20 protein-coding genes and 1 pseudogene are annotated in these 25,377 nt (G+C 50.7%); 9 read left to right on the top strand and 12 right to left on the bottom strand.

Annotated elements, in window-relative coordinates; all coding sequences use genetic code 11:
- Positions 1-47: 47 nt before the first annotated feature.
- Positions 48-3,950: an ATP-dependent RNA helicase HrpA gene (gene hrpA, locus LDB27_RS10520; RefSeq protein ID WP_001550139.1), complete on the bottom strand. Its 3,903-nt coding sequence runs from the start codon at positions 3,948-3,950 to the stop codon at positions 48-50.
- 200 nt (positions 3,951-4,150) lie between these two features.
- Here hrpA and azoR point away from each other — a divergent pair, with 200 nt between their 5' ends.
- Positions 4,151-4,756, top strand: coding sequence for an FMN-dependent NADH-azoreductase (azoR, locus tag LDB27_RS10515; protein ID WP_000048924.1), 606 nt, complete (start codon positions 4,151-4,153; stop codon positions 4,754-4,756).
- On the opposite strand, the gene LDB27_RS10510 is transcribed toward azoR, so the two are convergent.
- The 4 genes from LDB27_RS10510 to LDB27_RS10495 form a co-directional block, all read right to left on the bottom strand.
- Positions 4,753-5,202, bottom strand: a complete 450-nt coding sequence (locus tag LDB27_RS10510; protein WP_001518898.1) for a GFA family protein — start codon at positions 5,200-5,202, stop codon at positions 4,753-4,755. The two genes, azoR and LDB27_RS10510, sit on opposite strands and share 4 nt — an antisense overlap.
- Before the next feature lie 143 nt (positions 5,203-5,345).
- Positions 5,346-5,669, bottom strand: a complete 324-nt coding sequence (locus LDB27_RS10505; RefSeq protein ID WP_000760414.1) for a YdbL family protein — start codon at positions 5,667-5,669, stop codon at positions 5,346-5,348.
- 7 nt (positions 5,670-5,676) lie between these two features.
- Entirely contained in the window at positions 5,677-5,868 is a 192-nt protein-coding gene (locus LDB27_RS10500; RefSeq protein ID WP_000784063.1) for a YnbE family lipoprotein, read from the bottom strand.
- Positions 5,868-8,504, bottom strand: coding sequence for a YdbH family protein (locus LDB27_RS10495; RefSeq protein WP_000677039.1), 2,637 nt, complete (start codon positions 8,502-8,504; stop codon positions 5,868-5,870). The genes LDB27_RS10500 and LDB27_RS10495 overlap by 1 nt, the downstream gene beginning before the upstream one ends.
- A gap of 239 nt (positions 8,505-8,743) precedes the next feature.
- Here LDB27_RS10495 and ldhA point away from each other — a divergent pair, with 239 nt between their 5' ends.
- Together ldhA and hslJ are read left to right on the top strand one after the other, a co-directional pair.
- Entirely contained in the window at positions 8,744-9,733 is a 990-nt protein-coding gene (gene ldhA / locus LDB27_RS10490) for a D-lactate dehydrogenase (RefSeq protein ID WP_000762206.1), read from the top strand.
- A gap of 110 nt (positions 9,734-9,843) precedes the next feature.
- Positions 9,844-10,254 (top strand): heat shock protein HslJ, encoded by a 411-nt coding sequence (gene hslJ / locus LDB27_RS10485; RefSeq protein ID WP_000725238.1) that lies wholly within the window; start codon positions 9,844-9,846, stop codon positions 10,252-10,254.
- A gap of 43 nt (positions 10,255-10,297) precedes the next feature.
- Here hslJ and LDB27_RS10480 read toward each other — a convergent pair whose 3' ends face one another.
- Complete coding sequence (locus tag LDB27_RS10480; RefSeq protein ID WP_001200680.1) at positions 10,298-10,564, bottom strand: DUF333 domain-containing protein; 267 nt, start codon at positions 10,562-10,564, stop codon at positions 10,298-10,300.
- On the opposite strand from LDB27_RS10480, the gene LDB27_RS10475 reads away from it, so the two are divergent.
- The 3 genes from LDB27_RS10475 to uspF all read left to right on the top strand — a co-directional run bounded on the left by LDB27_RS10475 (position 10,468) and on the right by uspF (position 15,280).
- Positions 10,468-10,779, top strand: a complete 312-nt coding sequence (locus LDB27_RS10475; protein WP_031615600.1) for a hypothetical protein — start codon at positions 10,468-10,470, stop codon at positions 10,777-10,779. The two genes, LDB27_RS10480 and LDB27_RS10475, sit on opposite strands and share 97 nt — an antisense overlap.
- A gap of 60 nt (positions 10,780-10,839) precedes the next feature.
- Positions 10,840-14,364, top strand: coding sequence for a pyruvate:ferredoxin (flavodoxin) oxidoreductase (gene nifJ, locus LDB27_RS10470; RefSeq protein WP_001193243.1), 3,525 nt, complete (start codon positions 10,840-10,842; stop codon positions 14,362-14,364).
- Positions 14,365-14,845: 481 nt separating this feature from the next.
- Positions 14,846-15,280, top strand: coding sequence for a universal stress protein UspF (uspF, locus tag LDB27_RS10465; RefSeq protein WP_001082296.1), 435 nt, complete (start codon positions 14,846-14,848; stop codon positions 15,278-15,280).
- Between the two features lie 49 nt (positions 15,281-15,329).
- Here the strand turns inward: uspF and LDB27_RS10460 are convergent, their stop codons facing one another.
- Both LDB27_RS10460 and LDB27_RS10455 read right to left on the bottom strand, forming a co-directional pair.
- Entirely contained in the window at positions 15,330-15,668 is a 339-nt protein-coding gene (locus LDB27_RS10460) for an SMR family transporter (RefSeq protein ID WP_000159242.1), read from the bottom strand.
- Positions 15,669-15,942: 274 nt separating this feature from the next.
- A complete protein-coding gene (locus LDB27_RS10455) occupies positions 15,943-17,775 on the bottom strand; it encodes a DUF4765 family protein (RefSeq protein WP_001223397.1) in 1,833 nt (610 codons plus the stop codon).
- Positions 17,776-18,204: 429 nt separating this feature from the next.
- On the opposite strand from LDB27_RS10455, the pseudogene LDB27_RS10450 reads away from it, so the two are divergent.
- Positions 18,205-18,411 (top strand): annotated as a pseudogene (locus tag LDB27_RS10450) (tyrosine-type recombinase/integrase); the annotation flags it as partial.
- Between the two features lie 51 nt (positions 18,412-18,462).
- On the top strand, positions 18,463-19,398 hold the full coding sequence (ttcA, locus tag LDB27_RS10445; RefSeq protein WP_001156210.1) for a tRNA 2-thiocytidine(32) synthetase TtcA: 936 nt from the start codon (positions 18,463-18,465) through the stop codon (positions 19,396-19,398).
- A gap of 43 nt (positions 19,399-19,441) precedes the next feature.
- Here the strand turns inward: ttcA and dbpA are convergent, their stop codons facing one another.
- From dbpA to smrA, 4 genes are all read right to left on the bottom strand, one after another.
- Positions 19,442-20,815 carry an ATP-dependent RNA helicase DbpA gene (dbpA, locus tag LDB27_RS10440; RefSeq protein ID WP_000123694.1) on the bottom strand — a complete coding sequence of 458 codons (1,374 nt, stop codon included), beginning with the start codon at positions 20,813-20,815 and terminating at the stop codon, positions 19,442-19,444.
- 486 nt (positions 20,816-21,301) lie between these two features.
- Complete coding sequence (gene zntB, locus LDB27_RS10435) at positions 21,302-22,285, bottom strand: zinc transporter ZntB (protein ID WP_000387373.1); 984 nt, start codon at positions 22,283-22,285, stop codon at positions 21,302-21,304.
- A gap of 145 nt (positions 22,286-22,430) precedes the next feature.
- On the bottom strand, positions 22,431-23,585 hold the full coding sequence (locus LDB27_RS10430; RefSeq protein WP_000945618.1) for a methyl-accepting chemotaxis protein: 1,155 nt from the start codon (positions 23,583-23,585) through the stop codon (positions 22,431-22,433).
- A 410-nt stretch (positions 23,586-23,995) separates the two neighbouring features.
- Positions 23,996-24,559: a DNA endonuclease SmrA gene (smrA, locus tag LDB27_RS10425; RefSeq protein WP_001046799.1), complete on the bottom strand. Its 564-nt coding sequence runs from the start codon at positions 24,557-24,559 to the stop codon at positions 23,996-23,998.
- Positions 24,560-24,816: 257 nt separating this feature from the next.
- Between smrA and ogt the strand changes: the two genes are divergently transcribed.
- Complete coding sequence (gene ogt / locus LDB27_RS10420) at positions 24,817-25,332, top strand: methylated-DNA--[protein]-cysteine S-methyltransferase (RefSeq protein WP_000945035.1); 516 nt, start codon at positions 24,817-24,819, stop codon at positions 25,330-25,332.
- The last annotated feature ends 45 nt before the right edge of the window (positions 25,333-25,377 follow it).

The raw sequence follows: 25,377 nt of genomic DNA, 5'->3' as shown, positions 1-25,377 counted from the left end.
TCCGAACTTGTACCGGATCTCTTTGAAAGACGTCGTCGCCTGGCTTTTTAGGCCGTAATCTGATCCATGGCCTGTAAAATACGCTTATCGGAAATAGGATAAGGCGTACCGAGCTGTTGGGCGAAATAACTGACACGCAGTTCTTCAATCATCCAACGGATCTCTTTAACATCATCATCTTCGCGACGCGCTGGAGGCAATTTATTTATCCATTGTTGCCACGCCTGCTGGACGCTTTCGACTTTCAGCATTTGCGCCCGATCGCGGTGCGGATCGACAGCCAGTTTCTCCAGCCGCTTTTCAATTGCCTGCAGATAACGCAGCGTATCGCCGAGACGTTTAAAGCCGTTGCCAGTCACAAAACCACGGTATACCAGACCGCTCATCTGCGCCTTGATATCGGAAAGCCCCAACGCCATGCTCATATCCACCCGCCCTTTCAGACGCTTATTGATATTGAATACGGTCGTCAGGATGCGCTCAACCTGCTTCGCGATATCCACCACAGTATCATTCAGCTCGGCGCGAACCTTTTCGTGCAGCGCGGTGAAACCTGCTTCGCTCCACACCGGTCCGCCGTTGGCATCTATCAGCTTATCTACCCCGCAGGCGATACAGTCATCAATCAACTCCAGTACTTTGCCGTACGGGTTAAAGTACAGCCCCAGCTTGGCTTTATTCGGCAATTTCTCATGCAGATACTTAATCGGTGAAGGAATATTGAGCAACAGCAGACGGCGTAAACCGCACCACATCGCCTGTTGTTGTTCCAGCGGATTATCAAACAATTTGATAGCGACGCTGTCACGCTCATCCACTAACGCCGGCCACGCCTTCACTTTATAATTACCGCGTTTCTGTTCGTAGCTTTCCGGCAGCTCGCCGAAACTCCAGATATGCAGCCCGCTCTGCTCGATGCCGTCATCCGCCACCGCCGAGAGCGTCTCCTGCACTTTGCCTTTCAGCGCATTTTTAAGCTCGGCGAGCGAACGCCCTTCCTGCAGTTTCTTGTTTTTGTCATTCACCACGCGAAACGTGATTTTCAGATGCTCGGGCACCTGATCCCAATGCCAGTCTTCCCGGTCGACCGTGACGCCGGTCATCCGGCGCAGTTCACGCTCCAGAGCGTCCAGCAGCGGCAGCTCCAGCGGCGTTACGCGACCTAAAAACGCTTCAGCATAGTTTGGAGCCGGAACAAAGTTGCGACGTACCGGTTTTGGCAACGATTTAATCAGCGCAATCACTAATTCACGGCGCAACCCTGGGATCTGCCATTCAAAACCGCTCTCATCAACCTGGTTAAGTAGCGGCAACGGAATATGGACGGTCACGCCGTCAGCATCCGCGCCCGGTTCAAATTGATAGCTCAAACGCAGCTTGAGATTGCCCTGGTGCCAGAAATTCGGGTAATCCAGTTTGCTGATTTTTTCCGCGCCTTCTTTAATCAGCATACTTTTTTCAAAGTTGAGCAGATCCGGCGTCTCGCGGCTGATTTTTTTCCACCAACTATCAAAGTGGCGGGCGGAAATAACGTCATGGCTAATACGCTGGTCATAAAACTCAAACAGGGTATCGTCATCCACCAGGATATCGCGGCGGCGAGATTTGTGCTCAAGTTCCTCGACTTCCGCACGCAATTTTAGATTCTCACGGAAGAAGGCATGACGGGTTTGCCAGTCCCCCTCCACCAGCGCATGGCGGATGAACAACTCGCGACACAACGCCGGGTCAATCTGGCTGTAATTCACCTTGCGCGCGGCGACAATCGGCAGACCGTAGACAGTAACCTTTTCCGTCGCCATCACCGCGCCTTGCGCCCGCTCCCAGTGCGGTTCGCTATATGAACGTTTAATCAGGTGCTGGGCTACCGGTTCCACCCATTCTGGCTCAATGCGGGCAGCGATGCGCCCCCACAAACGGCTGGTCTCCACCAGTTCTGCGACCATTGTCCATTTCGGCGGTTTTTTGAATAAACCGGATCCGGGGAAAATAGAGAATCGGGCGTTACGCGCGCCGGTGTACTCTTGTTTATCGGCATCTTTCATCCCGATATGCGACAACAGCCCCGTTAACAACGCAACGTGAATTTCCCGGTACTCTGCGGGTTCGCTGTTTACCGGAATCCCCAGTTCTTTTACCACCTGACGCAGTTGGGTATAGATATCCTGCCACTCACGCACGCGTAAATAGTTCAGATAGTCGGTGCGACACAGACGGCGGAATTGATTCGACGACAGGGCCTTTTGTTGCTCGCCGAGGTAATTCCACAGGTTAACAAACGCCAGAAAATCGGACTCCTTATCATGGAAGCGCCGGTGTTTCTCATCGGAAGCCTGCTGCTTGTCCACTGGGCGCTCGCGCGGATCCTGAATAGAGAGTGCGGAAGTAATGATCATCGCTTCGCGCACACAGCCATGCTTTTGCGCTTCCAGAACCATACGCGCCAGGCGCGGGTCGACCGGCAGCTGGGATAATTGTCGGCCCAGCGGCGTCAGCTTATATGCCGTTTGCTGTTCGTCGGCGGTAATCGCCCCCAGCTCTTCCAACAAACGCACGCCATCCTGAATATTGCGCTTATCCGGCGCTTCGACAAACGGGAAGGCAGCGATGTCACCCAGCCCCAGGGCGGTCATCTGCAAAATAACCGACGCCAGGTTGGTACGTAGAATTTCCGGGTCGGTAAATTCCGGACGTGACAAAAAGTCATCTTCCGAATACAGACGAATGCAGATCCCTTCCGATACGCGTCCGCAACGCCCTTTACGCTGGTTGGCGGAAGCCTGTGAGATCGGTTCAATCGGCAGGCGCTGCACTTTAGTGCGGTAGCTGTAGCGGCTGATGCGCGCAGTGCCAGGATCGATCACATACTTGATACCCGGCACCGTCAGCGAGGTTTCCGCCACGTTAGTCGCCAGCACGATACGGCGTCCGCTGTGCGACTGGAAAACGCGGTTCTGTTCGCTGTTCGACAAGCGTGCATACAGCGGCAACACTTCGGTATGCCGTAAGTTCAGCTTGTTCAGGGCGTCGGCGGTATCGCGGATTTCCCGCTCTCCGCTCATAAAAATCAGAATATCGCCGGGACTTTCACGCCCCAGTTCATCAACAGCGTCGAAAATTGCCTGTAGCTGATCGCGTTCAGTGTCGTCAGCCTCTTCCACGATAGGGCGATAACGAACTTCTACGGGATACGTTCGGCCAGAGACTTCGATAATCGGCGCGTTATTAAAGTGGCGCGAGAAACGTTCCGGGTCGATGGTCGCAGAGGTAATAATCACTTTCAGATCGGGGCGACGCGGCAGAAGCTCTTTCAGATAGCCGAGCAAGAAGTCAATATTCAGGCTGCGTTCATGCGCTTCATCAATAATGATGGTGTCATACTGCATCAATAGCCTGTCCTGCTGGATTTCCGCCAGCAGGATACCGTCCGTCATCAGTTTGACCATGGTGTTGCTACTGACATGATCGCTGAAACGAACTTTATAGCCGATGCAGCCGCCTGGCTCCGTTTGCAACTCTTCGGCAATGCGGTTAGCGACGGTGCGCGCCGCCAGGCGACGCGGCTGAGTATGTCCAATAAGTCCTTTAATTCCGCGTCCCAGCTCCATACAAATTTTCGGCAACTGGGTGGTTTTACCGGAACCGGTTTCCCCTGCCACGATCACCACCTGATGATCGCGGATCGCTTCCAGAATGTCCTGTTTCTTCTGGCTAACAGGCAGATTTTGCGGATAAGTGATTGAGGGGCGCGCCGCTTCGCGGAGGGCGACCTGCGCCGCAGCCTGTTCAATTTCTTTCGCCATCGTCTGGAAAATGGCCTGTTGCGCATCAGGATTTTTTACTTTCTTTACGCCATGCAGGCGGCGCGCAAAGCGCTGTTTGTCGCGCAGCATCAGTGCATCCAGCCGCTGCTGTAACACCTGAAGCGTCAACGTAGATTGTTCAGTCATAAAGCTCTTGGGCAGCATTCTGCCTGTTTAAAATCGTTTTAAATGATAGGTATAGAGTACCACATTGGGGCTTTTTTTGTGTTGTTCAATAATTTCGAACAAAGGGTTCGATATATTGCGCTATCCCTGCGACATATTTGTGAATAAAGTGTCAACAAGCAACGGGGCCCGCCCCTTCAAACACATAAAAGGAAACACCTATGAGCAAGGTATTAGTTCTTAAATCCAGTATTCTGGCAGGGTACTCTCAGTCTGGTCAGTTGACTGACTATTTTATTGAACAATGGCGCGAAAAACACGTCGCAGATGAAATTACTGTCCGCGATCTGGCGGCCAACCCTGTTCCGGTGCTGGATGGCGAGCTGGTGGGCGCGATGCGTCCGGGCGATGCGCCTTTAACGCCACGTCAACAGGACGCTCTGGCGCTGTCTGATGAACTCATTGCTGAACTGAAAGCCCACGACGTCATCGTTATTGCGGCGCCGATGTACAATTTCAATATCCCGACGCAGCTGAAAAACTACTTTGATCTGATTGCCCGCGCCGGTATCACTTTCCGCTATACCGAAAAAGGCCCGGAAGGTCTGGTAACCGGTAAACGCGCGGTGGTTCTCTCCAGTCGCGGCGGTATCCATAAAGACACCCCGACGGATTTGATTGCACCTTACCTGAAAGTGTTCCTTGGTTTTATCGGTATTACCGACGTGAATTTTGTTTTTGCCGAAGGCATCGCCTACGGGCCGGAAGTGGCGGCTAAAGCTCAGGCCGATGCAAAAGCCGCGATTGACAGCGTAGTGGCCGCTTAAATATTTTTGCCTCCCGTTTCGACGGGAGGTGACTTCTTAGGTTCGTAGCGCAAATATCCTACCACGCCGCTACTGCCGCCATCGCTGGGATGCGTTACCCCATCATTGACTTCAACGCAGGCGAAATCAAAAGGCGACACATTTTCGATGCACGCCACATTGACCCCATATTGATCGGGATTGGATCGACGTTGATGAAAAGTATATATCCCGCATACCGAACAGAAAAAATGCACCGCCTTGCCCGTATTGAAGCGATATTCGGTAAGCTTATCCTGCCCTTTTAGCACTTTAATACCCGATAGCGGCGCAGACACTGCCACCGCTCCGCGCATCCGGCAAAACGAACAGTTGCAGCGCCTGGCGGTATGAAAGCCATCGCTAAGTTGAACGGTAAACACGACGCTGCCACAATGGCAGGCAGCAGATAATTTTTCAGACGTCATACCTGGTTACTCTCGCGAATAGTGATACCAGTCAACAGTATAGAAATGGCGTTTCCGGTTCGCCTAATATAAATACGACCTTCGTATTCAGAAATTACCCATATAAAAATGCATTTTGCGGTAAAAAAATTGTCGGAAAGCGGTTATTTACGCATCCATTTGCCATTAATTCCCTGGACATATTCTCCCGGCCTGGCGCGCTCAACCAGTTTTTGCCCTGCCATCTTCGCCACCTCGTCCACGGGAAGATGATTGCTATCCGCTAACTGCTGATAACTGGCGCGACGGGCATGATTAATATCAAGCACCAGTTTCTGGGTTTCGGCATCATTCTTTAAGGCCACCAGATAGCCATTCAGCGTTTCCCCGACCCGGCCCTGCGTGCGCGCTTCGTCCAGGGTTAAGGCCCACACAGAAGGTGTGAGCAAGCTCAACGTCAGCACCCATAGCATTAAATACTTTTTCATTATGGCCTCAGAATAGATCGCTGCGTGATTTCAGGAGTTCTTCAACATCTTTATCGACTTTGATATGTATTTCATGCTCGATCTTTACATTCATGTTGATGGTAATCGGCTGTTCCGGCGCGGCGACTTCAATACGTGGCGTGCACCCCACCACGATAAATGACGCAAGCGCTGACAGCATGGCAATACTCATTTTCATTATTTATCCTCACAGTCCTTGTCTTTCCGGCAAGGAGGTTGCGGCAACGCTGTATTTTGTTCAAGCCATGCCTGTAAATTGTCGCCAAAACGCAAACTGCGCCACAGCGTAAACACATTTTCTTCATGGGTATAGTTCAAGTTAACGATCGCGGTTTTACCATCTACCCGGCTTTTGCCGGTAATGGCCGCCTGCATCGTTAGTACGCCCAGGTTATCAACGTTAATTTTCGTCCACGAATGCGTAATCTCCATATAACGTAGCCAGTTGATCGCCGAGCCTGCCGTGACATTATCCTTCACCACCGCATCCGCAGTATCTTTATCGATACGCAACGTCATTGGCCCGGGATTCGTAAGCCAGCCATCTTTGATTATCCATTTTTCATTGTTCAGCCACAGCGGCAGCGCGCCGCTAACCGGACCAGACATGGCGAATTGCTTTGGATTTATGGCGCTAATCAATTCGCTGGATGAAATATTTTGCACCCGCAAAAGCGCCGGGTCGTGCTGCGGCATTCGCAACTGTTTCATAATGATTTGACCGCCCAGCACGTCTACGCTGACATCGCTTAGCAGTAATGGATTCGACTCGCTCCAGGGATAACCGCCCTGTAAATCAGCGGTGATATTTTTCGCCGTGACCTGGTTAACTATCCCGGCGATACGCAGCGAGACGGGCCCGCGCGTCCCCAATTGCCACGCGCCGTTGTGGAAGCGAAATGGCAGAATGAAATCGACGCCGTTGATTTTGTTATCCGGCATCCAGGCGCTGCCGCCTTTTAACACGCCGTGTCCACCTGCTTCAAACCCCTGCCCCTGTGCGGCGGAAAAAGCCACCTGCGCATACAGTGAGCCTTCGCGCAGCGTCATTTTCCAGTCTGGTGGAAGCAACGGCTGGAAAACGATAAGCGACTGCTTCGGCCACCAGGCCTGTCCGCGAAGGCGTTCGCCATCCCAGCGCCCATTCAGCCGTACCGGCCCTATCGCCCCCGCCCGAAGGTCGCCTTTAAACTGGAACAGGGTTGGCTCGCGCCCTTCAACGCTAAAATTAATGGTAGAAGGCGGCAGCACGCTCCCGCTGGTAAATACGGTTTTTCCCGCCTCCAGAGACAGCACGCCCTGTAGCGACGGCGTTGTGGCGTCGCGAACCCAGACAATAGGTTTATTCAGCGCCAGTCTTGGCGATGTGACGGTCATTGCGCCATAGTGCAACTGATCAAAGCCGGTGGACAAACTGGTCAACCTGATGGTGTTATCATGCCATTCGCCCTGTCCGGCAATATCCCAGCGGGCGCGCATTGGTGTAAAGCTTCCTTGCCCCCAATAGCGCCAACGCCAGCGACCAGCATCAGGGAGAAAATCATTCGCCAGGCCATCAAGATGAAGAACGAAATCGCCCATCTCATTTTCGTGCGCCCGTAAAATAGCCTGTAATCGACCATCAACGCCGCGCGGCGTCACCTTAACGCCCGCCAGCGGCCAACGAATTTCATCAATATCTAACGCATCAATCACCCGTCCGCGCGAGCGTAGCAATGCGCCAGGTGCAAAGGTGAGCTGCGGATCGGCCAGACTGCCGCGGAACATAGCGGGCAATACGGCATAAAAGATTAAATCCTTCTGTTTAGCCTCGCCGGTAAGCTGTAGAGGCATCTCACTGCTGTCCATGCTGAGTTTTCCCGGGCCGATAGTCAGTACAGCGTTCGCTTTACCGGCATCGCCCTGGGTCAGAATATTCAGGCGTCCGCTGACTCGTGCATTATCCGGCCCGGCTTGCCAGTTATCGATATTAAAAGCCAGACGTCCGCTCAAGGGGAATCCCTGATATGGCCAGTTCCAGCGGCCATCGCTGATGGTAAGCCGCTGACGCGTTACCGCCCAGGGGAGATCGAGAATCGGGTCAGGATTACCTCGCGCCATCACGATGAGCTGTCCGGCGTTATCACGCCACTCCAGTTCCGCATCCACCAGCGACGGCTCCTGCGGCAGACGCAAGGTCGCTGCCGCATGACCGCTGACCGGCAGGCCATCCGGTACCAGCGGCAACATAAACTCCCCCGCCAGGCTAACGGGAGGCTGGTTGGCCAGCGCGGCGATCTCCAGTTGGCTCACAGTCAATGCCTGACCGCGTAGCTGCCCTTGAAATTTTACTTTTTCGCCCTGATAACGTATCTGCTGAATGACCGGCGTCATGGAGATCGCCAGCTTGCCCTGCCATTCCGGCCAGGGCGCGAGAATGACATTATCGATGTTAATCCAGGTATTGGGCAGCATTGACTGCCACTGCACCAGCGTACGCGGCGCGGCGGGAGAAGCTTCCGTAGCGGGCAGTTTTGCCAGGCATGCGGCATCCAGTTTGAGGCTTTTAATATTCAGCAACCAACGGCTGGGATGCGTCAGTTCCGCCTGGGTAATATGCGCTAACGAACAATCATTGACCAGATAGCGAAGATCGGGAATCACTAACCCATGACGTGTCAAGCGTGGACTTTGTTCCAGAGCGATACGGGTACCGACGGGTAGCCAAATTCCCGCCAGAGTGGGAACCCACAGCCCGAGGGTCATCAGTAGCGTCAGAGGGACAAGAATCAGCAGTAACAGTAGCGCAAGGGCGGCTTTATATTTACCCTTCATGGGCCATTAATTTCCTGATTTAACGAAAAATTCAGTCGGCTATCTCTTTATTTTGGCATGATTGCCCGTACATAGCCTAATAGTTCATGTTGCAGGGGCGCCCTCCGGCTATTTGAGGCGTTGTGGAGAATGATAACCTAAAATTATTCATTATATGTATGACTATCAATTATTTTTGATTTTTTGTAAGATAATTTTAAGCATATTTGTGTGATTCAAACATCACTGGAGAAGGTCATATGAAACTCGCCGTCTATAGTACCAAACAGTATGACAAGAAATATCTACAGCAAGTGAACGAAGCGTTCGGTTTTGAACTGGAGTTTTTTGATTTTCTGCTGACCGAGAAAACGGCGAAAACCGCCAATGGATGTGAAGCAGTTTGTATCTTCGTGAATGACGACGGGAGCCGACCGGTACTGGAAGAGCTGAAAAAACACGGCGTGAAATACATCGCGCTGCGTTGCGCCGGATTTAATAATGTCGACCTGGATGCCGCTAAAGAGCTCGGTTTGCAGGTGGTCCGCGTGCCGGCTTATTCTCCGGAAGCCGTCGCTGAACATGCGATTGGCATGATGATGACATTGAACCGCCGTATTCACCGCGCTTATCAACGCACCCGCGACGCTAACTTTTCCCTTGAGGGACTGACCGGCTTTACCATGCACGGAAAAACCGCTGGCGTCATTGGTACCGGTAAAATCGGCGTCGCCGCGCTGCGTATCCTGAAAGGCTTCGGAATGCGTTTACTGGCGTTTGATCCCTATCCCAGCACCGCCGCGCTTGACCTCGGCGTCGAGTATGTGGATCTGCAAACGTTGTTTGCCGAATCGGATGTCATTTCCCTGCACTGCCCGCTCACGCCGGAAAACTACCATTTACTGAACCATGCGGCATTCGATCAAATGAAAAATGGCGTTATGGTCATTAATACCAGTCGTGGCGCGCTGATTGATTCCCAGGCGGCTATCGAAGCTCTGAAGAATCAGAAAATCGGCTCGCTGGGGATGGATGTGTATGAAAACGAACGCGACCTGTTCTTTGAAGATAAGTCAAACGATGTTATCCAGGATGATGTTTTCCGCCGTCTGTCGGCCTGCCATAACGTACTGTTTACGGGGCACCAGGCATTCCTGACCGCAGAAGCGCTGATCAGCATCTCTGAAACCACGCTACAAAACTTAAGCCAGCTTGAGAAGGGCGAAGCCTGCCCGAACGCGCTGTTCTAATCCTGTCGCTCCCCTGCGCTCAGGGGAGCATTTTCGGATAACCCCTGAAGATCTATCCGGTCATATTATTACTATAGTCAGTGTTAACTATCAGATTACAGAGAATATCAATGAAGAAAATCGTCACGCTGGTCGCCCTGAGCATCATAATCACAGGGTGCGTGAGCAGTGGAAAAGTGTCCGTCAAACGCGAGCAACTGGAGCACCACCGCTTTGTTCTGGAAAGCGTAAACGGTAAAACGGTCACCGGCCCGGAGCTCAGCTTTGGCGAGGACATGACGGTATCCGGCAAAATGTGCAATCAATTCACCGGCGAAGGAAAACTGTCGGACGGCGAATTAAAAGTGAAAAATTTAGCGATGACCCGAATGATGTGCGCCGATCCGCAGCTTAATGCGCTGGACGGTACCCTCAGCGAGCTCTTCAGCAAAGGCGCACAGGTCGATTTAACCGCGAACCAATTAACGCTGGCGACGGCAGAAACAACGCTAATGTATAAACTGGCGGATTTAGCGCACTAAGCCATTAAGTGAAAAGTTATACGCGTCAGGCGAAACGCCGCGCTTAATAACTCCCGCAGCTTCCGGCGGCAAGCGACTGTTCGCTACAACGTTTGCCGTTGGGTAGCGCGCACATACCAATTACTGAACCATCAAGCTGCCGGGCCGCTGAAAGCGAACCGCCAATCATAGCGCAATTCGCTTCGCCGGCGCTGGACATCGCCGCTTTCATCCCTGGCGAAACATGCGCCGCGGTTGCCTGCTGAACAGGTTCGCTACTGCAAGCCGACAATAATAACGCGGCACACCCCACCCAAAACGCTGCGCGCATTTCTCTCCCCTCTGTTTATTCATCCAAACGACACCGCCCTAAATAATAGGCAGCAGAAACTGACGCGTCGAGAGGCAAAGCGCGCATTTATGCGCTTCATTAACATTTACTGGCAATTTTTTACGCCTTTTCGGCAAGAAATCGTCATTCTCCTCCCGCCAGGGACACAAAAGCGAAAATGGGGCTTGAAGGGCTTTGCTAAAATAAAAGGATAACTACAGGATGCGCTCACGATTATGCGTGTCTCTCTTTTTTGCGCAATGTAAGGGTGTCATATGCAAACAATTGACGGTAATGGCGCAGTAGCGTCGGTGGCGTTCCGTACCAGCGAGGTTATCGCCATTTACCCGATTACGCCCAGTTCAACAATGGCTGAACAAGCGGATGCCTGGGCCGGTAATGGGCTTAAAAATGTCTGGGGCGATACGCCGCGTGTGGTAGAGATGCAGTCGGAAGGCGGCGCGATCGCCGCCGTTCACGGTGCGTTACAAACCGGTTCGCTTTCTACGTCATTTACATCATCGCAGGGGCTGCTGCTGATGATTCCAACGCTGTATAAACTGGCGGGGCAGCTCACGCCGTTTGTACTGCACGTTGCCGCACGTACCGTCGCCACACACGCGCTTTCTATTTTTGGCGACCATTCCGATGTGATGGCGGTCCGCCAGACAGGCTGCGCGATGTTATGCGCCGCCAGCGTTCAGGAAGCGCAGGATTTTGCGCTGATCGCGCACAGGGCTACGCTGAAAAGCCGCGTTCCGTTTATTCATTTTTTTGATGGCTTCCGTACATCGCATGAAATCAACAAAATTATACCGCTAACGGATGAAACCATTCTGAACCTGATGCCGCAGGCGGAGATCGACGCTCACCGCGCCCGCGCGCTGAATCCGGAACATCCGGTGATTCGTGGAACTTCAGCGAATCCGGACACCTACTTCCAGTCTCGCGAAGCGACCAATCCGTGGTACAACGCCGTTTATGATCATGTTGAAGAGGCGATGAAGGCATTTGGCGATGCTACAGGCCGTCAGTACCAGCCATTTGAATATTATGGCCATCCCCAGGCTGAACGGGTCATCATTATGATGGGCTCCGCCCTCGGCACCTGCGAAGAGGTCGTGGACGAGCTACTGATACGCGGAGAAAAGGTCGGCGTTCTGAAAGTCCGTCTGTTCCGCCCCTTCTCCGCCAAACACTTGTTACAGGCATTACCGGAAACCGTTCGCGCTATCGCCGTGCTCGATCGCACTAAAGAGCCAGGCGCGCAGGCCGAGCCACTTTATCTGGACGTGATGACCGCACTGGCGGAGGCCTTTAATAATGGCGAGCGCGAAACATTACCGCGCACCATTGGCGGCCGTTATGGGCTATCATCCAAAGAGTTCGGCCCGGCGTGCGTACTGGCGGTCTTTAATGAACTCAGCCGCGCGAAACCCAAACCACGGTTTACGGTGGGCATTTATGATGACGTCACTAATCTCTCGCTGCCATTACCGGAAAATACCCTGCCCGGCAGCGCTAAACTTGAAGCGTTATTTTACGGTCTGGGAAGCGACGGCAGCGTATCCGCCACGAAAAATAATATTAAAATTATCGGTAATTCTACGCCGTGGTATGCGCAAGGTTATTTCGTTTATGACTCTAAAAAAGCTGGCGGGCTCACGGTATCGCACCTGCGCGTCAGCGAAAAACCCATTCGTTCCGCTTACTTAATTGCTCAGGCGGATTTTGTCGGCTGCCATCAATTACAGTTTATCGATAAATATCAGATGGCGGAGCGTCTGAAGCCCGGCGGTATCTTTCTGCTTAATACGCCGTACAGCGCCGACGAGGTCTGGTCGCGTCTGCCGCAAGAAGTTCAGGCGGTGTTGAATCAGAAAAAGGCGCGTTTTTACGTGGTTAACGCGGCGAAAATCGCCCGCGAATGTGGACTTGGCGCCCGCATCAATACCGTCATGCAAATGGCTTTCTTCCACCTGACGCATATTCTTCCGGGCGATAGCGCCCTGGTTGAGCTGCAGGGCGCGATTGCCAAAAGCTATAGCAGCAAGGGTCAGGATCTGGTTGAGCGTAACTGGCAGGCATTGGCGCTGGCGCAGGCATCGCTGGCGGAAGTGCCGTTGCAGGCGGTTAATCCGCACAGCGCGCATCGCCCGCCGGTCGTCTCCGACGCCGCGCCGGATTTCGTGAAAACCGTTACCGCCGCCATGTTGGCGGGCCTTGGCGACGCACTGCCTGTTTCCGCGCTGCCGCCGGACGGAACATGGCCAATGGGCACCACCCGCTGGGAAAAACGCAATATCGCCGAAGAGATTCCTGTCTGGAAAGAGGAACTGTGTACACAATGTAATCACTGCGTCGCCGCCTGCCCTCACTCGGCGATTCGTGCGAAAGTCGTTTCCCCTCAGGCGATGGAGAACGCGCCAGCCAGTCTGCATTCGCTGGACGTGAAGTCCCGCGATATGCGCGGCCAGAAATATGTGCTGCAGGTCGCGCCGGAAGACTGTACTGGCTGTAATTTATGCGTAGAGGTCTGCCCGGCTAAAGATCGGCAAAATCCACAGATCAAGGCGATTAACATGATGTCGCGCCTTGAGCATGTGGAAGAAGAGAAAGTGAATTATGACTTCTTCCTCGACTTGCCGGAAATCGATCGCAGCAAACTGGAACGAATTGATATCCGCACATCGCAGCTTATTACGCCGCTGTTTGAGTATTCCGGCGCCTGTTCCGGCTGTGGTGAAACGCCGTATATTAAACTGCTGACTCAGTTATATGGCGACAGAATGTTAATCGCTAACGCCACGGGGTGTTCCTCTATTTACGGCGGTAACTTACCCTCTACGCCTTATACCACCGATGCCAACGGACGCGGCCCGGCGTGGGCGAATTCGCTATTTGAAGATAACGCGGAATTTGGCCTCGGTTTCCGTCTGAGTGTGGATCAGCACCGGGCGCGCGTCATGCGTTTACTGGCGCAATTCGCCGATCGCATTCCGGCGGAATTAAACGATGCGCTGCATGCCGAAGCAACGCCTGACGTTCGGCGTGAACAGGTCGCCGCATTACGCCAACATCTGAAATCGGTTGCGGGCGCAGAGGAACTGTTAAAGGATGCTGATGCGCTGGTAGAAAAATCAATCTGGCTGATTGGCGGCGATGGTTGGGCATACGACATCGGCTTTGGCGGTTTAGACCATGTGTTAAGCCTGACGGAGAATGTCAATATTCTGGTTCTGGATACGCAGTGTTATTCCAATACTGGCGGCCAGGCGTCGAAGGCGACGCCGCTTGGCGCCGTCACTAAGTTTGGCGAACATGGCAAGCGTAAAGCCCGTAAAGATCTTGGCGTCAGCATGATGATGTATGGTCATGTTTATGTCGCGCAAATTTCGCTGGGCGCGCAGTTAAACCAGACGGTGAAAGCCATCCAGGAGGCCGAAGCCTGGCCAGGACCGTCGCTGATCATTGCCTATAGCCCCTGTGAGGAACATGGTTACGATCTGGCGCTAAGCCATGACCAGATGCGCCAGTTAACGGCGACCGGTTTCTGGCCGTTATACCGCTTTGATCCCCGCCGTGCGGATGAAGGCAAGCCGCCGCTGGCTCTGGACTCTCGGCCACCGTCAGATGCGCTTGCGGAAACGTTGCTTAATGAACAGCGTTTCCGTCGCCTGAATGCGCAACAGCCTGAAGTAGCTGAACAGTTATGGCGAGATGCCGCATTGGATTTGCAAAAACGCTATGATTTTCTTGCCTTGCTGGCAGGAAAAGCGGAAAAACCCGGCGCAGATTAAAAAATATTCTAAGGATTAACCTGGAAACAAAAAAAGCCCGAACATCCGTTCGGGCTTGTCAATTTATACGCTGGAAAGCAAAGGTTAACGCAATGGCCCAGCGACAAAATGAATATGTGACAATAAAGGCATATAACAGGCGTAGAATATCGTAACCGAATGATATTGTATAATTTTTATTTCGTATAATACCCCCAAAAGCATTCGTATAAATTATATCTATTTCACTGCGAATTATTTCATTAATTATTGAATTAAACGGTAACATCTCTTTTTAGGTCTTTCCTGACAAGGCAGAAATAACGTTTTAACGTCAACTCGCTGATTATTTACGTGGAATACGCGTAATATTACGTCGCCCTCCCCTGTAGGTAGTCCCCGCAGAGTATCGTGGAGCAGCACCTAAAATGTGACGTATGTCATTGTACATAAAGTGCCTTTAGGGAGTAGAATTTCAGTGGATACTTAAACAGGAGGTTTTATGAACAGAACGATTCTTGTACCCATCGATATTTCAGATTCAGAATTAACTCAACGCGTGATTTCGCATGTTGAAGCTGAAGCAAAGATTGACGACGCTAAAGTGCACTTTTTGACTGTAATCCCGTCTTTGCCCTATTACGCTTCACTGGGACTGGCTTATTCAGCAGAGCTTCCCGCAATGGACGATTTGAAAGCCGAAGCCAAATCTCAACTGGAAGCGATTATCAAGAAATTCAACCTTCCTGCGGACCGCGTGCAGGCTCACGTTGCAGAAGGCTCTCCTAAAGATAAGATTCTGGAAATGGCAAAAAAATTACCGGCCGATATGGTGATTATCGCCTCGCATCGCCCGGATATTACTACCTATCTGTTGGGTTCCAACGCCGCAGCCGTTGTGCGTCATGCGGAATGCTCCGTACTGGTGGTACGCTAAATACCCGAGCCCGCATAAGAGAGTGCGGGCTCAAATCAATCATCATCGCCTAGTGACTGACGCTTTTTGAAAACAGATTGATTACGATTACACCGCAGATGATAAGCAACATGCCAATAATAGCCGGCACATCCAGTTTTTGGCCAAGAAACAACCATCCTATCAATCCAATAAGAACAATCCCTACCCCAGACCAAATGGCATAAATGATACCCGCAGGGATGGTTCGCATTGGGATGGTAAGGCACCAGAACGCGATACAATATCCGATGATGGTAACGAGGCTCGGTACCAGACGCGTAAAACTATCCGATAATTTTAATGAGATCGTGGCGATAACTTCTACCACGATGGCGATAAATAGAAAGATTACAGCTTCTTTAGTCATACATCTCTTCGTTCCGATATTTTTCTGGTCGTGATGACATCTTAATTAATACGGATGACAGAATAAAGACGCTTTTGACCCGTTGCGTATCTCGCCATAACATACTTCAGGTTGCATGTGCTGCGGCTGCGTTCCCTTACCCCAGTCTCTTACTTGAGTAAGCTCCTGGGGATTCGCTCGCTTGCCGCCTTCCTGCAAGTCGAATTATTTAAAGTATAAAAGCAATCTTTCATACACGAGAGATAAAAACAATAAACTTGTTCAGGATTTATGATTACTTAGAAGCGTTTGCCTGCCCCGTATTTTCTGCTTTACCATATGTCCTGTCAATTATACCAACAGGGTCCACTGGTGTGTTTTTTGGCATAACCCAGCCGCTTTCGCTGACACTACCTCGTGTAAGATATTTGACTTTTACCCTAACGATAATAAGATAATGCTCCCTGCTGAACCTGTCGGCAACACTAAGATCGGTGGTATATTCAGGTACGATTCTTCCACTTCGAACCTGCTCTTTGGCTATTTCAGCAGAGACAGGCAATACCTCTACATCGCCCCCCTCAATACCGCCTGCTGTTTTAAAACTAACAATATTTTCAGCCTGCGGACCTATTGTACCTCGGCATAATACAACTTCAGTCTCCCCTGCTGCAGCATCCCCACTCTGGTATTTCTTATAAATACTTTGTACATTTTCTTCTGATGTAGGGTATAAATCTTCTGACAGAGAGGCCAGTATATCTTCCAGTAAGGGGGAATCATCCGTAATATCCAGAAGCTCTTCATCATAACCCGTGTCTCCTTCTCTTAACTCTGAATAAGGCTTATCAATATGGCGAATAAGCCCCCCACCTTTCAGCCCTGACGCCTGATAAAATCTTCCATCAGAAGATCGGTAAAATGTCATGGCTGAATTTTTTCCGCTATCCGAATAGGTTGCCTGATACGTTTCTGAACCGGGTTCTTTAGTTAAAACGAGCTCTCTGTCGCCATATTTTATCGTATTAGGCGCTTCCGATGACAGCGGTGGATATGAGGCTTGTTTTCTGTAGCGTCCCCCTGCCATAGATGTAACGTGTTCAAATAGGCCATCTAACACCTTACCTGCCAGGTTAGGCTCCGTAGTTGGGGCAGGATGATCCTCCGGGAGAGCCCTTTCATATCTCTGTAATTCTTTAACGGGTAAAAAATCATTCTCACCCTCTGAATTACCATTTTTTATCCTATAATCACCAGATGTTACTGCTAATCTTGATGATAATAACAAACCAGTTACTGCAATGTTTTTAATACTCCTGTCCATTTTATGAATGGTTACTGGCTGAAGATGATTGCGGCTATGAGAAGATAAGAAAATTTGCTTTTGAATTTCCTTTCCCTCAAATATAATTTGCTCAGTGCTTTTAGGTGGAACAGTTACGCTATCTACATTAAATAGCTCATGTTCACCACTCATCGTTACCTGAGAAAAACACGACGATGTATGTGCAATTGCAGCGGGATCAATCTCTTTATAAATAACATTGGCGTAAACGTTTGCAACTTCACCGCTTGCATTTAAATGATCGTGCAAAATATGTTTTAGAAATAGATCTAACAACAATTTTTTTGATGTGATTCCATTTACACAGTTGTGAAAGTCAGGGGGAATTGGATAGCCGTTTTGATCAAATGGAAGCGATAAACATCCTCGCCCCCCATCAATATTTTCGTAACTGTAATTTAGAGATATCTTTACCTCGCATTTATTGGTATCTACATCGTCATTGATACTGCGCTCTACTTTATAATTAACCAGCCTACGGAAGGTTGCGCTATTTGAATAATAAAAACCCAATGTTGATTGGATTTCTTCACATATAATTTCATGTGTTGGCTCAAAGAAGAATTCATAAATATTTAAGCTGTTCTTTTCTTCATCTTTGGCCATCTCATCCAGCTTAATATATTCTTCTGGTAAATTAGATATTTGCTCATGAAAGATATCGTCCTGATAAAGTCCATCCAACATTGAAAGGTACGGTATGGTATCCCAACTTCTGATAGCTTGTATCTGTACCGTCTGCTGTGATTCTCTGGTTGATATATCACTTACTGTTATACGCATTACGTTCTCCAGCCAGAATTATGGTATACATCATAAGATGTAGATATCAGGTAGCAATTCTCATCGCAAATAATTTGTCTGAACTGTACATATGAAACAGGCTATTTTTAATTCAATACGACCACCAGAATAGGCAAGAAAATTTTAAATAGTATACGGTAAACTGATCTTACCCAACGATAATTAAACACTCTGCACTATCTTAGTAGATAATAAAATACTGATACCGTATTTTATATCACAAATAAAAGAGCAAAAAGGGTGTGCCGAATATCATTTTACACCTGTCCCGGTTCACCCCACGGAACCACTTGAAACGTACCATCATCAGGACGCAGCAGCGCCTGAATTTCAGTTGAGCCCGTCACTTCTTAACGGACCTGGCTGCATGATGTATACAGTTGACAATATCCGAAGGTACTATCTCTATTAAAACGTGCTGGCATTCGTCGCTGTAATCCGTACCATACGCGACATACTTTTGCCTGCTGGCTGTTGACGGCAGGAGCGAACCCGGCATTTATAGCCGGCCAAATGGGGCATGAAACTGCGCAGATGGTGTATGAAATTTACGGTATGTGGATTGATGACATGAACGACGAACAGGTAGCGATGTTGAATGCGCGGTTATCGTAGTTGCAAAGTTTGCCCCCAATTTGCCCCATTTAGTACCAGAGAACTGAAATAATGCAAGAAATTCAAAAGAATACAAAGAAAGAACAATACAACCTGAACAAGTTGCAAAAGCGCCTGCGCCGTAACGTTGGCGAAGCGATTGCCGATTTTAATATGATTGAAGAAGGCGATCGCATTATGGTTTGCCTTTCTGGCGGCAAAGATAGCTATACGATGCTGGAAATTTTACGTAATTTGCAGCAAAGCGCTCCGATCAATTTTTCACTGGTCGCCGTCAACCTCGATCAAAAGCAGCCAGGTTTTCCGGAGCATATCCTGCCAGCCTACCTTGAGCAGCTGGGCGTAGAATATAAAATCGTCGAAGAAAACACCTATGGCATTGTGAAAGAAAAGATTCCGGAAGGAAAAACCACCTGCTCGCTGTGCTCGCGTTTACGTCGGGGTATCCTGTATCGTACGGCGACTGAATTGGGCGCGACCAAAATCGCCCTGGGCCACCATCGCGACGATATTCTGCAAACCCTGTTTCTGAATATGTTCTATGGCGGAAAAATGAAAGGGATGCCGCCGAAGCTGATGAGCGATGATGGCAAACATATCGTGATCCGCCCGCTGGCTTACTGCCGCGAGAAAGATATTATCCGTTTTGCTGAGGCCAAAGCCTTTCCTATCATTCCTTGTAATCTGTGCGGTTCGCAACCCAACCTGCAACGCCAGGTGATTGCCGACATGCTACGCGACTGGGATAAGCGCTATCCTGGACGGATCGAGACGATGTTTAGCGCCATGCAGAATGTCGTGCCGTCTCACCTTTGTGACACTAACCTGTTCGATTTCAAAGGGATCACTCACGGTTCCGAGGTCGTCGACGGCGGCGATTTAGCGTTCGATCGTGAAGAGATTCCCTTGCAGCCCGCTGGCTGGCAGCCGGAAGAAGATGACACCTCCTTAGAGGCGTTGCGGCTTGATGTTATCGAAGTGAAATAATCTGCAGGCGTCTCAGCACTCCGCTGAGACGCCATACTATCGATCATTTTAATAGCCGTACCCGGCATGACTTGCCTTTGATCTTCCCGTTTTGCAACTGCTTCCAGGCTTTTTGCGCTACTGCTTGACGTACGGCGACGTAAACGTGCATGGGATGCACGTTAATTTTGCCGATATCCGCCCCGTCTAATCCAATATCGCCGGTCAGCGCGCCTAAAATATCTCCCGGACGCATTTTCGCTTTTTTGCCGCCGTCAATACATAGGGTAGCCATCTCTGCGGCCAGAGGGAGCAACGACTGCCGGGCGGGCGCATTCAGCCAGTTCAGTTTGAGTTGCAGCATTTCTGAAAGAATATTTGCCCGCTGCGCCTCTTCCGGCGCGCAGAAACTGATCGCCAGACCGCTACTTCCCGCGCGCGCCGTACGGCCAATACGATGGACATGCACCTCCGGGTCCCAGGCCAGCTCATAGTTAACCACCAGTTCGAGCGATTTAATGTCTAACCCTCGCGCGGCAACGTCGGTGGCAACCAGAATGCGCGCGCTGCCATTTGCAAAACGCACCAACGTCTGGTCGCGGTCGCGTTGTTCCAGATCGCCGTGGAGCGCCAACGCGCTTTGTCCTACCGCATTAAGCGCATCACAAACGGCCTGACAATCTTTTTTGGTATTGCAAAACACCACGCAGGACGCTGGCTGATGCTGGCTAAGCAACGTTTGTAGCAGCGAAATTTTTTCATGCGCAGACGTTTCGAAGAACTGTTGTTCGATAGCCGGTAGCGCATCTACCGTATCGATTTCAATACGTATTGGCTGCTGCTGTACACGACCGCTAATCGCCGCAATGGCGTCAGGCCAGGTTGCTGAAAACAATAACGTCTGGCGCGTCTCAGGCGCAAAGCGGATCACCTCATCAATGGCGTCACTGAATCCCATGTCCAGCATTCGGTCTGCTTCATCCATTACCAGAATGTGCAGCGCATCCAGCGATACGGTTTCTTTTTGTAAATGATCCAGCAGGCGCCCCGGCGTCGCGACAATGATATGCGGAGCGTGCTGAAGCGAGTCGCGCTGTGCGCCAAAGGGTTGCCCGCCACACAAGGTCAGAATTTTGGTATTTGGCAGAAAACGGGCCAGGCGACGTAACTCTCCGGCAACCTGATCCGCCAGCTCCCGCGTCGGACACAGCACTAATGCCTGTGTCTGGAACAGAGTGACATCAATTCGATGCAAGAGCCCAAGACCAAACGCCGCCGTTTTGCCGCTACCGGTCCTGGCCTGCACACGCACATCATTTCCCGCCAGAATGACGGGTAATGCTGCGGCCTGAACAGGCGTCATCTCAAGATAGCCCAGCTCAGTAAGGTTATTGAGCTGGGCGGCGGGCAAAACATTCAGGGTTGAAAAAGCGGTCACAATTTACTCTCGCGGTAACGACTCATAGTCAGCAGGCGCGTATCCTCGCAGATCCGGGCGTTTGATGCGACATTTTAATCGGTTCCTCGTCCGGCGGCGGGTCGGGCATCGGCTGAGGACGGGGAAGCGGCTCAGGAATGGGAACAGGGTCAGTGGGAATCGGGTCCGACAAGGACGAGTGTAGATATAATAAGGTCAAAAGACAGCTCATATTACCCTCCAGAATGTCATTCAGACTCTTAAAGGGTAGACGCAGATATTCTACAGGCAAAAAAAAGCCGACTAATCTAAGTCGGCGTCGTACGAATCAATTGTGCTATGCAGTAATTCAAAAAAGGAAGTAAGACAATATGGAGCGCAACGCCCATCGCTTGACGTTGCATTCACCTGCGAGAGAGATATTGCCCCGAATAGGTAGATGGTTTATTGACTTCGCTCAAATTTCTCGGCGTTTTTTCACCCGAAATGGTCTGAAAAGCGCTTTTGTTACAACCATTTACTGCGATGCAACCATAAAGTAACACCACCGATCAGGACAACTAACAGAATACAAAACAGAGAAAAGCCGAACCGCCATCCGCCGCCAGGAATACCGCCCAGGTTAACGCCAAATAACCCTGTTAAAAAGGTGCTGGGCAGAAAAACCATCGCCATAAGCGACATGGTATAAGTTCTGCGCGCCAGAGACTCCTGCATCACCTGGGCAATTTCATCCGCCATGATGCCAGTACGCGCGATACAAGCGTCAATTTCATCCAACCCCCTTCCCAGCCTGTCGGCGATATCCTGCATTCTGCGCCGGTGATCGTCGCTCATCCACGGCAGCCGTTCACTCGCAAGCCGGGCATAGACGTCGCGCTGCGGCGCCATATAGCGGCGCATAACAATTAGCTGTTTACGTAGCAATGCGAGGAAACCGCGCGGTGGGATTTGCTGGTCGAGAAGATTATCTTCCAGATCGATAATTTTATCGTGTAGCTCTTCAATAAATTCACTGGCGTGATCGGTTAACGCATCGCACACATCCACTAACCAGCCGCCGCAATCTACGGGCCCGGTGCCCTCCTGCAAATCACTGACCACATCGTCCAGCGCCAGAACCTTTCGCTGACGGGTAGACACAATGAATCGCTCGTCCATATATAAACGCATTGCTACTAATTGATCCGGGCGTTCGTCAGTACTGCCATTAATACAGCGCAGCGTAATGAGCGTCCCTTCCCCCATACGACTTACGCGCGGGCGCGAGCTTTCACCAGCCAGCGCATCACGCACGTTATTGGGGAGTAAAGGCGTTGAAGCCAACCAGCGGGCGCTGTCCGGGTGGGTATAATTAAGATGTAGCCAACAGGGATGCTGACTATCGATCACATCATTATCTTCGAGCGGTTTTACTCCACCACGACCATCCAGTAGCCATGCGAAAACGGCATCCGGCACGTTCACATCCGATCCCTTAATGGCTTCCACAGCGCCTCCACGTTACAACTCTCATGCCGTTAGTCTAGCTTTCGGGAAAGGTTAAGCAATCTCTCATTTTCTCATTGCGCAAAAAGAATGACGGGAACGTGCGGAAAAAGCGCCTTAGCAACAGGCGCTTACCAAACATGTATTATCAGGCCTGGCCGCGCCTGGTGATGGTCGAAAGAGATGATACATGAGAGCGCGTCAGCGCATGTTCACTGTAACCCGGCTGGCTTAAACGAAATTTGTCGGTTTTAGTCTGTAACTCGATCACCTGCGCCTTTAAAACATCCGAAGAAGCAGATAGCGCTTCAACCATTAAGACATTGCTATGGGTTGCGCTTTCCAGATCGCTCAACGCCAGGGTTATCTGGTTAATGCCCTTTTCCTGCTCCCGCGTGGTGGTGGAAATTTCATTCATCAGCACGTTTAATTGCCCGGAGCCGCCAACAATCTCCTGCATATTTTTTTCAGCCTCCTGCACTATGGCGGCCCCCTGCCGCACATTGTCATGCGTAACGTCGATCAGCGCCTTGATGCTTTTTGCCGCCTCGGCGCTACGATGCGCCAGATTACGCACTTCCCCGGCCACCACGGAGAAACCTTTTCCATGATCGCCCGCCCGCGCAGCCTCTACCGCCGCGTTAAGCGCCAGAATATTAGTCTGGAATGCGATACCGTCAATCAATGAAATAATCTCCGTCATCTGCGAGGCACAGTCGGTAATAGAACGCATATTTTCTGTAACCCGCACCATTAACTCCCCGCCTTTACGGGCGCATTGGGTGGCACAATCCGCCTGTATGCTCGCCATTCGGGTATTATCCGCATTGTTTTTGGTACTCGCCGCCATTTCATCCATACTGGCGGCAGTTTGAATTAGCGAGGCCGACTGCTGTTCCGTCTTTACGGATAGCGACATACTGCGCGCCGCCAGTTGTTCGGAAAGGGTCATTGCCGTTTGTGAAGAGGATCTGATTTCACGTACCAGCGCGGAAATATTCTCCGACAGGCTATTAATCCCGGGGATGAGTCGCCCGGCGCAATTATTGCCAAATTCGGAGATATGAATAGACAAGTTTCCTGCTGCGACCTCTTCAATACTTTTCTTCACGGTATTAATTGGCACTACCAGATAGCAGGTCATATACCACCAAAGCAGTAATGCCGAGATCAGATAAATGATATTACACGTAATTAAAATAGGGAGATCGTGCAGAAAAGCTATTTGTAAAGTATCCACCAAAAGAAACGTACATACCATGAATAGAATAATGCATGTCCTGACGCTGATATTTCTCAACATTTTTGACGGCCTACAACCAGGATAGGAGACAGGTTTTATTTTTATAGCATTTCAGATATCTATTGCCATTCGTTTCTTTGACATTCTCCATATTCAATACCAGACCATCGCCATTTCCCTTAGTGCAACAGATAAAATCATCTATATTCGCTATGCCAGGATATTCATCCATCCATATTGACAAGTGATGTACTTATCACCATTTTCTGCTTAATAGTTAAGTCGAAAGCCAGTATATTTTAATAGAGGCTTAAATAAGCGAATGACTGTTTCTCCGTGTTATTACTGTGGACAGCGTTATCGCCCGTTCTCTTGCAGAATCCTGAGCGTTTGGATGAGGTATTATATCAGGCATAAAATCGGGTTCGCGCGAGCTTGCGCTGGCGGACCTGTCCGCCAGCGGCAACGATTTACCGACTACGCTTCGCATGGCGCTCCCAGTTATCCTGCTTAGCCTGCACCGTTTTACGTAACGCGACATAACATGCCCCGCCGCCGCCATGATGCGGCAGCGCCGAACAATAAGCCTGTACATCTTCAAACTCTGTCAACCAGCGGGCCACATAGCTTCGGACGATATTGGCATGCGACTTCGCCTCTCGCCCTTTACCATGAATGATCAGGACATTACGCAACCCCTCTTTCTGCGCCTCCAGGATAAAACGAAACAGCATTTTTCGGCACGTTTCGACCGGCTGGCGTAACAAATTGAGGCTGGCTTGCTGAGGATATTTCCCACTGCGTAACTTATCGATGACACCCTGCTGCAATCCTTCCCGACGAAATTCCAGCGGTTCATTCAGCGGCAGAATATCCAGAAAGCCCGTCGTCAGGAAATTATCAAGCTGAAGCGTGTCGATACGCTGGGGCGTTTTAAGATTACGCGTTGGCTGCCAGTGTACATCAGTATGGCGTTTCAGCGGCTGGACATCCTCCATGGCGTCAAGAAACAGCGCTTTATCGTCAAGGTTCATGGTTCATCCTCCAGCGTTTTTGCGACTGCCGTTATCATAACCGTGCCCTGTTATACCGACAACGGTTTACAGTTATTTCCAATAACAGCGACAATGTCAGGCAATTAACCGCCTCGCCCGGCTCCCTTTTTCTCCGCCAACGATATTACTGTCGCTAAATGTGTTATCCCTGGCTATCTTTTAAGGAGTATGGTTGCGGGTATTCCTGGCATGATATCTTGTCTCTTACGTTAGGCTAAGACGATGTGAGAGAACGGATGCTGAGATTACTTGAAGAGAAGATAGCCACGCCATTAGGTCCGTTATGGGTGGTTTGCGATGAGCAGTTTCGACTGCGGGCCATTGAGTGGGAACAGTACCGCGATCGTATGGAGCAACTGCTAAATATCCACTACCGTCACGAAGGCTATGAACGCCTTTCTGCGACTAACCCCGGTGGACTCAGCGATAAGCTTGCAGATTATTTTGCAGGCAATCTCGCCGTAATTGATACCCTGGAAACCGCCACGGGGGGCACACCTTTTCAACGGGAAGTATGGCAGGCGTTGCGCGCTATCCCCTGCGGGCAGGTGATGCACTATGGTCAACTGGCGGCGCAACTGGGACGACCGGGCGCCGCACGCGCAGTCGGTGCTGCGAATAGCGCGAACCCCATCAGTATTGTTGTTCCCTGCCATCGCGTCATCGGGCGTAACGGCACTCTGACCGGATACGCCGGTGGCGTGCAGCGAAAAGAGTGGCTATTACGCCATGAAGGCTATCTTTTATTATGAATATACAGGCAAAAAGTGCCTTATCGGTCACACTTTTATGTAAAG

The organism is Salmonella sp. JXY0409-18 (assembly GCF_020268625.1).
GTDB classification, from domain to species: Bacteria; Pseudomonadota; Gammaproteobacteria; order Enterobacterales; family Enterobacteriaceae; genus Salmonella; species Salmonella enterica.
The sequence above is the reverse complement of the archived record's forward strand: the minus strand, read 5'-3'. Positions and strand labels throughout refer to the sequence as shown.